This is a genomic window from Paenibacillus sp. 22594 (assembly GCF_052044425.1).
Classification (GTDB): domain Bacteria; phylum Bacillota; class Bacilli; order Paenibacillales; family Paenibacillaceae; genus Paenibacillus_AQ.
Genome location: NZ_JBQENA010000014.1, coordinates 12,269 through 24,739 on the forward strand (window position 1 = coordinate 12,269; position 12,471 = coordinate 24,739).

At 47.6% G+C, this 12,471-nt stretch carries 7 protein-coding genes; all 7 read left to right on the top strand.

The window, feature by feature from the left end:
• Positions 1 to 51: 51 nt before the first annotated feature.
• The 7 genes from ACTJKB_RS28270 to ACTJKB_RS28300 are packed head-to-tail and all read left to right on the top strand — an operon-like array spanning position 52 to position 12,464.
• Positions 52 to 4,542, top strand: a complete 4,491-nt coding sequence (locus ACTJKB_RS28270) for a hypothetical protein (RefSeq protein WP_440837629.1) — start codon at positions 52 to 54, stop codon at positions 4,540 to 4,542.
• An 11-nt stretch (positions 4,543 to 4,553) separates the two neighbouring features.
• On the top strand, positions 4,554 to 5,195 hold the full coding sequence (locus tag ACTJKB_RS28275) for an S-layer homology domain-containing protein (RefSeq protein WP_440837630.1): 642 nt from the start codon (positions 4,554 to 4,556) through the stop codon (positions 5,193 to 5,195).
• Positions 5,196 to 5,246: 51 nt separating this feature from the next.
• Entirely contained in the window at positions 5,247 to 6,659 is a 1,413-nt protein-coding gene (locus ACTJKB_RS28280) for a hypothetical protein (protein WP_440837631.1), read from the top strand.
• 15 nt (positions 6,660 to 6,674) lie between these two features.
• A complete protein-coding gene (locus ACTJKB_RS28285; RefSeq protein WP_440837632.1) occupies positions 6,675 to 9,773 on the top strand; it encodes a M23 family metallopeptidase in 3,099 nt (1,032 codons plus the stop codon).
• On the top strand, positions 9,773 to 10,192 hold the full coding sequence (locus ACTJKB_RS28290) for a hypothetical protein (protein ID WP_440837633.1): 420 nt from the start codon (positions 9,773 to 9,775) through the stop codon (positions 10,190 to 10,192). The genes ACTJKB_RS28285 and ACTJKB_RS28290 overlap by 1 nt, the downstream gene beginning before the upstream one ends.
• Before the next feature lie 16 nt (positions 10,193 to 10,208).
• Positions 10,209 to 10,622 carry a hypothetical protein gene (locus ACTJKB_RS28295; RefSeq protein WP_074083696.1) on the top strand — a complete coding sequence of 138 codons (414 nt, stop codon included), beginning with the start codon at positions 10,209 to 10,211 and terminating at the stop codon, positions 10,620 to 10,622.
• 15 nt (positions 10,623 to 10,637) lie between these two features.
• On the top strand, positions 10,638 to 12,464 hold the full coding sequence (locus ACTJKB_RS28300) for a hypothetical protein (RefSeq protein WP_440837634.1): 1,827 nt from the start codon (positions 10,638 to 10,640) through the stop codon (positions 12,462 to 12,464).
• The last annotated feature ends 7 nt before the right edge of the window (positions 12,465 to 12,471 follow it).

The following is a 12,471-nucleotide window of genomic DNA, read 5'->3' on the forward strand; positions in this document are numbered from 1 at the left end:
CTATTCTACTTAGGATGGGCTTTTTTTATTTGATAAGGGGAGGGATGAACTATGGCATCTGATCATGATCAGGAGCAAAGTAATTCGTTAGAAGCCGAGATTCTGCTCAAAATGGATTCTCTTGCAAGGCAAACCGCCTCATTTGCTGAGCAAGTGGATGCACTCATTGCTTCTTTGGGCGATATCTCGAAGGAAGCGGGAGCAGTAGATATCGTCGGCCGCAGACTGGAAGCAATGGTGGATAGGATAAAGGGGATGAGTAGCAGCATAAACGGTGTTGAGACTGCATCAGATGACTCCCCGGCTGTTTTTCTGGCCCGGAAGATGGAAGCTCTGCAACAAACCCTCACGGATAAGGTCAGAATGCTGCTGGACATTCAATTTACCGAGCTTGCCAAAGCATTGAACGAGCTGCAAGCTGTGCCGGTGAGCTTCGGTAACGATGCTGCTGACATTCAGCTAGGCGGTTACCCTCAGTCCGGGCGGGATTCCTTGGGACCACAGCGGAAACCTGAATACATGAGCGGTGAGCTGAACACTGCCGTGAAGATCCTGGCTGACCAAAGCCAAAAATTAATGTCCGCTGTTATGAACGCTATGCAAAATATCCTGGGGGATTCGTTTGACAATGGTGCATCTCTGTTGCTCTCTATGGGGTATGAAGCCAATAAATCGTTTGAATATCAAATGGCACAGGCAGCTTCAAACTTTAAGATGAAGGATAGGGGGGGGCTAAATTCACCAGAGAAGCCGGTTCAAAATATGGCACTTGCCTATGGACTGCCTGTGGAAGATGCCGCTGCGGCCTACCGGTATGCGTCTACGGCTGCAACCGATCCGCTTGAAGCACAGCAGATTGCAGCTCAGGCTGCCAAACTGAAAAATATTGGGGGCATGGATACCCAGCAGTCCGCAAGTGGTCTTGCTTCTATAGCTGCCAAGTGGGGACTTAACGCAGCAGGTGTTGAAGATGCTGCCAATATGATGGTTGCGGGTTCAAAATTAGCTTTTACCCAAATAAGTGATCTGCTCGAAATGCAAAAATCTGCAAATATCGTCCCTGCATTCAATGGATCTGACGAGGATAAGCGGCAGACGATGGCCCAATCTATTGCTGTGTCTTCCATGTACCCCTCAATCCTAAGCAGGACAGGAGATCCAGGGGAGGCGTTCTTTATGAATATGCTAGCCCCACTGGATGATCCTGCCTCCAAGAAATTTGAAGAGATGTCTCAGCGGACGGGGTTTAAGACTCTCGATCCCTGGAATAGAAGCCAAGATGTGAATGGGGAAAGGGGGAAGCCACAAAAATCTGGAATGGATATGCTGTTTGCGATTACAGATGTCATGGATAGACTCGATGCTAATGACCTGAATTATGTTCAACAGAACTATACCAGCAAATTAGGGAATGACTTCGGTGCAGCTACGGCTCTATTAGAGGACATGGCGCGGGTCAATAAAGCCCCAAGTGTCCAGGCAGAGGGTGGTGCTGCAAAGTTTGCAGAGAAATTGCAGGACAAGCAATGGACAGCGGATCAATCCAATCAGATGCTTGCAGAGAGTATGCTGACCTATGAATTCCAGGAGCAGAAGCTGAAGACGATGTGGGAGGTTTCGACACAAGGGATATTCGATCATCTGATGAAAGAGTTCCAAATCGTAAGCTTGAGGGTTATTGCTTTTTTAGATGTGATCCGCAGCCATGCCGGACATTCTTCTGAGGAGATTACAAGTCTCGGGAAGGGTGGGCAGGGATTTGCTGCTCAGCAGGCTCCGAAGGCCGATCAGCAAAATCACATTACGGCTGTACAAAAACGGCTCGATCTCGTAAACAGTAAGCGCAGCGTTCTGAGTGTCGGTCACTTAAACGACAAGCTTGGCACGCAGCGTGAGGAGTATGAACAGCTTAAACTACAGCGTGTTGAGATCGAACGCAGTGGTAAATATGGTTCCGAAGAGCATGTGGACGTCAACCGCCAGATGAACAAAAAGCAATGGGATATCAATCAGACCCGGCGGAGTCTCGTGTGGGCTCAATCGGTTGATCCAAGACTGGACTTAGAAGCACAGCACTTGGAACGTACACTGACAATACTTATTCGCCAAATGAAAGAGATGGAGCGTCAGGCCGACTCCGTAAACACCCGGATGGAACTGCTGGACACCGCCATGAGGGTTGACAGGCTGGATGGAGATTTGCTGGTTAACACAATTGCAAGGATATCCGGAGGGTTTGTCAGCGGGACCATGAATGCCCAGAAATTTGAAGAAGAGCTGAGGCATGTTAGTTCCAGTGCAGGGCATTCAGATCAACGCATCAAGCAGTTCATTAATGACATGGTACAGCTTAATAAAGAGTTCCAAGATACAGGTGATATTCAAAAATATATAAATGCTTTAGCCCGGCTAGAGCATGCCACTCGAATGCAAAATTTAGAAATTATCCATAAACAGGCAACTGGACCTGAAGGCAAGCCTGTCTCCGAAAACAAAGACAAAGACAAAGACAAAGACAAAGACAAAGACAAAAAATCTGCCTATGAAATAGCAAAGGAAATCCGGGAATTCTTCACCGATGATTGGTATAAGGACAAGGATGAAGATAGTGCTAATGGAGCGGACGGCGACGATAGAACGGGTAGAAGAAGCGGCTCTGGCGGCTCGGATGAGGAAGATAGCGGTAGCAGAAGAAGTGACTCGAGTGGCTCGGATGAGGAAGATAGCGGTGGCAGAAGAAGTGACCCGAGTGGCTCGGATGAGGAAGATAGCGGTAGCAGAAGAAGTGACTCGAGTGGCTCGGATGAAGATGATAGCGGAGGCAGAAGAAGCGGCTCTGGCGGCTCGGATGAGGATGGTAGCGGAGGCAGAAGAAGCGGCTCAGGTGGCTCGGATGAGGATGATAGCAGGGGGAGAAGAAGCGGTTCTAGTGGCTCGGATGAGGATGGTAGAGGGGGCAGAAGAAGCGGCTCTGGTGGCTCAAATAGAGGTAGTAGAGGAAGTAGAAGAAGCGGTTCTGGCGGTGGCAGGAGAGGAATCGGTGCAAAGCTAGCAGGCCTGACCAGAGGAGCCGGAAAGCTATTCTCTAAAGCCGGAAAGTTTGGAAAGCTTGCTTCAACGGTGGGGAAGGGGCTGAAGATCGGGCTGAAGAAGGTTCCATTGATTTCAGTAGTTGAAACAGGAATGGACTTTTATAGTGATGTTGTCGCTCCACTCAGCATGACTAAAGAAGAAAGAGCAAAGCAAGATGCAAGCGGGCGGGTTGATCTGCAGAAGAAGGCCCAGGCAATCGGCGACGGTAATTTTTTGACGAAAGCTTTTGGTATTGGTGAAATGATTCTGGATGGCGGTATTCGAGGCGGGATTAATCAAATCTTCGGTGGCACCGGGGTTAAATGGACGGAATATGCGGACGCTCTGAAAATTTCGTTTAGCGGGAAAAAAGGCAAAGATCTTACTAAAGCGCTGGAGCAAAAGTTTAAAGGGAATGCAGACTCTGAGAAAGTAACTAAAAAGGTTGAGGAAAAACCAAAGGAGGCGGATAATCCGCTTGATTCGAATGTAGATAGTAAGAAAGGCGATATAGATTATTCTGATCGGAATCAAGCTGTCAGATATGAGGACGCACAATCGATGATGTCCAGAACGATGAGTCTCCAGCAAAACGAAACCGCAAAAATTCAGGCAACCCATGATGAAAGCTATGCCAAGCTTGTCATGTCCGGCGTTCGCGAGGATTCCGCTGAAATGCGGGCCCTCTTCGAAACTTACTTTAAAAAGAATATTGAAATGCTGGACGGTATCCTAAATGGAACGAAAAATGCGGACGGGAAAATCATTGACGAGGGTTTAATCGCCAAACGCGACCGGCAGCCAGTGGGTTCAGATTCTTATAACGAAATAGATGCCCAGATTGCTAATATACAGGGACAGATCTCTTCACTGAAACTTCAAGACTATCAGATGAGCGCTGATAGTGAGTTCAATGACATCATGGGGCAGCTTAATCATGACTTAAAGATTTCAAATGCGGACTGGAGCATGAAGAGAAGTGATGCTATTCTTTCAGGCGCTAGAGAAGACTCAAATGGTGTCAAACAGATTCAGAACGCGATGTCTCAGGATATTAACTCGCGGATTGGTATCACACTAGGCGATTTGCATGCCCTGCTGGATAAAAATAAGGATAACGAAACTCAGCGTAATAAAATACTGGAGCAAATTAAGGAGCTGGAGGTTCAGCAGAAGAATAACCTGGTAGACATTAAAAATAGCCTGCTGCAAGGGAAATCCACATTCAATCTTCCAGATGGTGTACAGGCCATGAGTTATTACGAAATGAAGGTGAGTGAGGGGACAGCCAAGCAGGTATCCTTTGGTTCTGGAGATGTGAATGTCACCATTCAGGCGAATGTCAGCGGACAGCAGGATTGGACGGCTGTAGGCAATCAGGTGGCAGACATCGTTAAGAATACCAACGTCAATGTCTCTCGCGAGCTCTCGCAGCAGGTAAAGACAGGGATGCAATACAATCATAGATAGGGGGAGAGGCAATGCCTGCTCAGTATCCTTTTGGAACAGCAAATGATCGCTATAAGAAGCGGTTGTTCGTAGAATCAGGACTGAATTTCACAGAAGTAGACGCTAAGATCGTGGAACCCTATGCCCCGCCAAGTCCGCAATTATCGCTAAAAGAGATCAAGATCATAAATGCTCCGAGCCATTTTCACCAGATGGGCATTTCTAGCTACAAGGTTCAGCTCAGCCTGCTCTTCAAAGATAAAGAGGCTTACAGTAATTACCTTACCTACTGCGGCTGGACCCACAAGTTTTATGATGAACGCGGGGTTCTGTATTTGGGATCGCTGGAAAGCATCAACCCCTCGCCAGTATGGCTCAATAATGGTTTGGACAGTAATCAAGACTGCAACAGGGGATATAAGTGCGTGATTGAGCTAGTGCTGATCAAGAAGGATGGGTATGACAAGAAGCACCGTTTTGAATATCAGGATACTGAGGGTCACTGGGCCGAAACGGAGATAGAAGAAATGGCTGACGCCGGGCTAGTTACGGTGGTACAAGCAGACGGTACTCCGGTTCTCTACTTCAGGCCGAACGGATATATTACCCGGGCAGAATTTGTTTCCTTTTTAAACCGGACCCGGCGGTTTGTCGAACGGATGTTGAGAGAGTAGCCTGCAGGCTATTCTCTTTTCCGTTCTATACTATAAGTGAGGTGAGCTGAGATGGCGACTTGGGTAGATGTTACCCCAAATGATTGGTTTTACAACGAGGTTATGGAAGCATCCGGGATTGATCTGGAAGATGGGAATCCTATGATTTCCGGGATTGAGTATGGAATGTTTATGGCTGACGCCCCCTATTTGTACGAAGAGCAGAGCGGTTCAGAGGGGAAAAAGCAATTTACGCTCTCGAAGAAAATCGTCCCCACTCCGGCAAATCCACTATTTGTATATGTAGATGGTGTGCAGACCGTATATAAGAAGGTAAGCAATCCTTCGGCAACATCGACTCTGATTGAATTCTATAGTGCCCCGCGCAAAGGGTCTATCGTGTCATTTGTCAGCCAGGGGAAAGTTCTTACAGACCGTTTTGGCCGTCCGCAGGACCCGGCAAGCTGGTCAGGGTTCGGACATCCGAAGCATGTGCTGGATAATGGGGATGATTACGTCTGGGACCCGTTCAACAGAAGCTATCAGGAATATTGTTATGCGTTCGGCCGACCCTTGAAGCGAATTGTAATTGACGAAGATCTGTGGGGTGTAAGTGTACCCAGCGCGCTTGTCGCCAAATACCTTGGGAACAAAACGGATTCCTATATGGTATCCCCCGCCCCCAATGCCTGTATCTATCTTCCCTATAATCTGAATGGTGTGACCTGCAAATTTAACTATATTGTTTTTAAAGACGGGTACTACCAGCTGAAGGGTGGAGAGTTCAAGGCGACAGCCGGAATGACTTGGCGTAATGACCGTTTCTTCCCCAATGCATACATTACCCGGGGAGAGGCTTTCACTTTAATCGATAGAGTGCGCAAGACGCTGTATAGCCGATTTAGTGATATTGATGCCCCAACCGCCAAGCTGGATCAATACATGTATGCCGAGGAGGGGCAGCGGCGCTTCCGGTTGAATGGCACGTACCCGGCAGGCCAGGGGCTGCTGAAGGTCAAACGTAATGGTGTACAGCTCACTAAAGATGTGAACTATCAAGAGACAGACAACCATACCATTACTTTTGTGAACCCGCAGCCAGCAGGCACTACTTTATATTTTTACTACGAAAAAAAGGTATCTACTAGATTTCTGGATGTGGGTACACTTACCGCACTATATAACAATGAAACTAAAGAGACAATCACCGTAGATGGACGGGTACCGAATGGGGCCTGGTGGGCGGAGCCGGTGCTTTCTATGGAAGGTGAAACCTTTCAGGATGGCCGGTATTTGATTGAAGGCTATGAGCTCTCCCGGTTTGTGAATGGAAATCCTGTAGTGGATAACATGTACACACCGATGGATGCGGTTTCCGAAGGACAGAAGAAGCCTTATTTTCTGCCATCCACACTCTTAAACCGGGCCCAGGCTGTAACATTTCTTAACCGGTTCAGAAAATGGTGCATTGAACGTTTTAAATGAGTAAGGGGGATAAGGATGCAGTATGTGACCGAAGAAATGCAAAAGCTTCTGGCTGATCGTTTAAAGCTCGGAGAATATGCGAAACCCGTGTGCCGGGTTGAAGTAGACCGCATGGCCTTTATTCCTGGACGAACAGAAGAGATTTCCTTTGTGACCGGAGAGGCCTCAAAAGAAGTGAGTCTTCAGCAGACGTTCATTGAAGAGGGATCAGCGGGACAAACGCTGGTGAACTATCAGGCTATAGTGCCGCCAGTTCCATCACGGGGGTCTTTCTCCCCGGACGACATCACCAGTAAATTCGGCATGAGAAATGGGAAAATGCATACCGGCATTGATATAGGCGTATCCGTGGGAGAGACGGTTGTCGTAGTATGGTCTGGACGTGTGTCAGCAACCAATCATAACAAACCCTATACCGGATATGGCTATTATATTGATGTGCAGCATGACAATGGCGTAATGACCCGGTACGCCCACCTTAGTCAGATCCTTATCCAGGTAGGCAGCGTAGTCCAGCAGGGCGATACGATTGGGCTTTCCGGGAATACGGGACATGTGATGTCCGGAGGAAAGGATGTTGAAGGCACTTATGAGGATCCTAACTCGGACCGTTCGAAAGGCAAGGGGGCTCATCTCCATTTTGAAATCAGAGTAAATAATGATCCTAAGAATCCGCAGCCATACCTGGAAGGCACCTCCAAAATGTTCACTTCCTCAACGAATACAGGTGGAGGCCTTACCAACGGAGCAACGATTAAAGGAACCGTAGGGGCGCAGGTGTTCAATCAGCAATTTAAGGATAAACAATGGATTACCGTCCCGGGGATTAAAAATATAAGCCCCGATGCGGTTAACCTAAGTTCTATACAGTATATGCAAAGGCCAAGTTATGACAGTTACTTGGTTTACGATTTTGTAGCCAAGAAGGTGAATGCACCGCGTTCATGCTCGTTCGACATCGAGTTTGAATCGGCAAAGGATTGCCTTCTAAAAGTCGGGTATTTCAGCAATGTGGCGGAAGGTCTCGAGCTCAATATTTATTTCAATACTCAGCTGCAGGTGAAGGTTAAGAAATTCGATGCCGGGAGTTCTATAGAATCTGTTGAAGATGTCCCCTTTCCAGCAGGAACATACACCATCAAAGTCGAGGTTCTATGGTATGGCGGGGTCAGCTGCAAGCTGGGCCTGAATGATATAAGGATTAATGAAGTGGATGGCGGGGTGAACACGGATAAGCTGTCCGCTGCTGATCCTGCGCAGAAAAACGGATACTATGAGACCGCTGAAATCGAGTCTATTGTGTTCAATGAAGTGAAGAAAGAGAACTCCTTGCAGGTGGGCCAGTTCGTGTATATGGATACACTGGTTCTGGACAATATTATTTCGGTTGATATAGATGATCAGCTTGAGATGGAGTCGCATGAAGCCCGAATTGTCATTTCGAACCCCGATGGATACTATTCCCCCGACTATAACCCTTTCTATTTCCCTGAAATGTATCAGGAGTCCCCTTGGAGCTACTATATTAATGGTTATCATGTAGGCGTTCTTTCCGAGAATACGCCAGTGCGTATTTATTACGGGTATGGTCAGAATTTTATTCGTGTATTTACAGGGCTTATTGACAAAGTAGATGGCGTGGCAGAAGACCATCAACTGACCATTACATGCAGGGATATGTATAAAAAAGTGCTGAATCATGTGCTGCTGGAGGATAAAGCCTATCCCAAGGTGAGTGTGCTGGACACTAAAAAAACGGAAACGAAAGTAACAGACGCAGGCAGTGTGACCGACGGATACAGTGGTTCCCGCTTCGAAGAAATTGTGGCGAGGGCTAAGTACAATGCCAAACACCCCAACTTCAAGGGAGCTGCTGTAGATTACCTCTTCTTGCTGGCTATTGCAAAGCATGAAACGAATATGGGTACGACAGGAGCGGGCCGGGAGTCCAGTGGAGGCTATATCCTGGGATATGGTGTGCCCAGTGGCTCAGCCAAACAACCGGAATATGCGGGGATTAACAAGCAACTGTATTTTGGAGCCAAACGCTACGCAGAGGCGTTAAAGAGCCGGAGCTGGCGGATCAACTCGCTCGAAGATGTGGAATACTTCTGGCGGGGAGGAGACAAGGGAAGCTATCAATGGTCTAAAGACACGAACTGGCCAAATCCGGTATGGAGTATCTACCAGAGTTATGTGGCCGACCCTTCACCCTTTGCTGATATACCGCCATATCCGCAGACAACGTCTTCCACAACTGCAGCAACAGGTACGGGACCAGATGATCTAAAGGCCGCATGGCTGAAATCCGCAGTCGTGACAGATCTGATTGTTTCCGCTGGAATGACCGGCTGGCGTCAAGCTCCAAATGATCTCCACTACCCTGATTATGTGATTGAGGAATCGTATTTCATCAGTACTAGCCAAGCTTCTGGTAAAGTTATTCGTGCTGTCCCGAATAAGGAAGGCGAGTTTGAAGAGGTGGACATTAATGCTGTCTTGACACCGAATGGCTGGTTAAACCCTTATATAGAGGAGTATGGCAAGGAGTTCGAGGCCTTCGAGAGCAAAGCTGGGGATGCCATTTCTGAAATTACCAAGGATACCAACTATCGTTCTTACTGTGACCGATACGGAACATATCGCCTGGAAATGATTAATATGAACAAACCCATCGCCGGACAGTTCACCGAATATGACAACCTGGTTTCCTTGGAGAAGTCTACCGACTGGAGCCGGGGCCGCAGCCATCTTGCTGTGTTTGATGATGAAGGGAAATATATGCACTTTGTAGACACGGAAATTCTGCTGGAACTCAAGGGTGAGGTCCGAACTGCGGTCCTTAATGTTCCGTATGCCAAAAGTGAGGCGGAGAAGCGTAAGATTGCCGAAAGATTTTTCTTTGACAATAAATGTATATGCCGTACCCTCCAAATTTCTGTTCCGGGAAATCCTGCACTGGAAGTAATGGATAGAGTATACATCTCCGACCGCAATACAACGACAAGAAGTGTCTACACTATTAAAGGGATCAGATCATCGTTCTCCGTCGAGAATGGTTATTTGCAAATCATCGACCTAACCTGGTCGAGTGGAGAGGGGGCTATTCTCTAATGGCCGGTGTAGCCAATGACTATTTAATTTACCCCATTATGGATCTGATTAAGGCGGAGACAAAGAAGGCTGCTACAAATACAACGGCTGCCGATCCGTTTGCAGGCACTCCTTCTGTCCTGCTGATCAGAGAACATCCTCTTGACGCTGAGAAGGTTACCGGGGCGCACATGCTCTATGAATCAGGGTATGTTACTGATATTTATATGACGTTTGGGTGCGGTGATGATATGGCCGGGGTTCCTGTTAACGTGGACTCGGAGCATGCGGACTGGGAGTACTACACGGTCTGGCGGCTGGGGGCAGTGAACGTGGTCCGCAAGAATCCGGCGGGGGCAACGCTAGAGAATATAATTATCGGTCTAAACTATGATGAGGAAAGCGGACTCTTAAAAGGGACAACCTTAACTCGTATATAGGAGGGGGTGAAGCAGAATGTCTTTTCAAATCACACACCCGGCAGGAGGCACGATTGATAAAGTCCGCGAGCTGCCTTATCCGCACTTTAGTAAATTCACCCGGCCCTTTGTACGCGGGAGAATGATTGATGTGACGGGTGTGGCGAAAATCTATGAGGACACGTACAGTCTTCCTTATGCAACAGAGTTTCTGTCCGTGGCCTTTGCGGCTAGTGAATATTGCATCGGAGATTTCTGGGAGCTGACTGTCAACGGAGATAAGATATGCGAGACAGTTTACACCAAGGAGCTGCCGGAGAGTGTATCCATGGGCAACTCCTTCGGGATCGTCTATCCACTCCCGGACAACGCCGAGATCAAGTTCGAGTACCACAATCTCAGCGGCTCCGCGAAGCAAGTATGGTACAACGTGAAGTTTTTGCGTAAATAAGGAGGGGTGTGTAAGATGCCAAGTAATAGAGTTGCTTGGGTTGAGGGAGAAGCTCAGGCCAAAGATATTATCTTCGCTGTAGCAGATGAGATTGTTGGAGCGAAATTGCCAGACAACGTGAACAATCGCTGGGAAAAGGTGCTGGAGTCCAAGTCTACGAAGTGGGTGACCTACAAGAAGAACTCCAGAGACGGAGTGGCTGGGCTATACAAACACACAAACGGAAAACAATACCCGGTCATTAAACTAAAAAACAACCTTGGCTTAACCATAACCAACTCAGGTACCCCCGTCCAACTGGTAGATGACAATGGATTTGTATACGAGACTGTTCAAAACAGCACAGCAAATGTAAAGACAGGAAGAAAGTTTCAAGTAAACACTTTTACGGTGGACGGGAATACTATTCTTGTGCCTAATGCACTTGCAGTATTAGTGGATGACCCTGAAAACAGACTTTATGAGAAACAGGCGTGGGTTGTCACGCAAAAAAAGCTACCCTTAGAGGGAGGTAATCCTGTATCTGATTCCGAGTGGAATGAGTTTCAGCTTGTTTGTAAAATGCCGGATGACTGGACCTATCTCCTGAAAAATGGAACAGTCAATGTGTATTACAGTTCATACTCAAACGGCTCAAACACTTACTGGGCAAACACAACAATGGGCGCGGGGGCTCCGTACACCTTTACTGAAGCCTTCTACACAGCAGATGTCACAAATACTGCCGATGATGTGGTGGTACTAAAATCAGTACCGGATGTTCCTGCTGGCGTATCCCCTGCGACCTTCTATATCATGCTGCAAGCCCCAATGGGCCAGTATAATTACTTCAACGTATCTCAAGGTGAGGGGTTTAGTGGGGTGGCTGCGGGTGGCGAGTCTGAATCAACCTATATCAAGGCTTGCGACATAAGTACAGTGAAAGTGGGCGGCACTCCCACAATAATTAATCAAAAGGAAGCGGAGAAGCAGTATTTGCTTCAGACAGACCCGATGAACAAGTCCAGGTTTCAGCCTCCTACGGTGTCCTGGGTAATGGACGGGAATATTCCAGTAGTCAGCCCTCCTGCCCACTTCTTCTATGGTGCGGATTCAACGGTTACCTGGCTTTCCAACAAAAAGAGGCGTGCTGACTACTGGGTCGGTTACTGGCTGTCTATTAATAATAATAGAGTGTCCCTTGTGTTGGAAGGGGACCCCGCCCCTGATATGGATGCTTATTACCGGACTTTTGGTTATCTTGGCAAGATCACCCCCTTCGCAGATTACGATCATACAGGCAATTTCGGCATTACCGTAGGTATGGGCCAACTGACAGCAGACCGAACAGGCTTCCTCCCCGAAAATATCAAACCTGATAAAAATACGATCTACGCAGGATATGGACGGTATACCTCCAATGGCATGACCTCTGTTTCAATGCTCCGCACGCGATCCAGTGTCTTATTCCAGGCTTACTATCCCGCATTTATTACGCAACTTCCGAACTATAGCGGTGTTGGTACTATTCCACCAGAACTGTCTACTCTAATTATAGAGAAGAGCGGCTTCCAAGCTTCAGCTTGGACGGACAGATATCACGCCAGCCCCATCTATCTGGTTCATCAGTACGAAGGGTACCGGGGTTATCTCGAAGGTGTAGTAGCTATCAACGATCATAATCTGATTAATATGGATGAGCTTGTTGTAGATACTGAGGAGTGGAAGGACCCGGAAGATCATTCTAAAGGGACATGGACTGAAGTCTACAAGTTCTTTAGCGTGAAGTCCGATGTGAATTTCCTTAAATCCTCTGCGAATCCTGATGAGTGTTCTGTAGCCCTTTTAAAAGAAATCAGATAAGAACTGG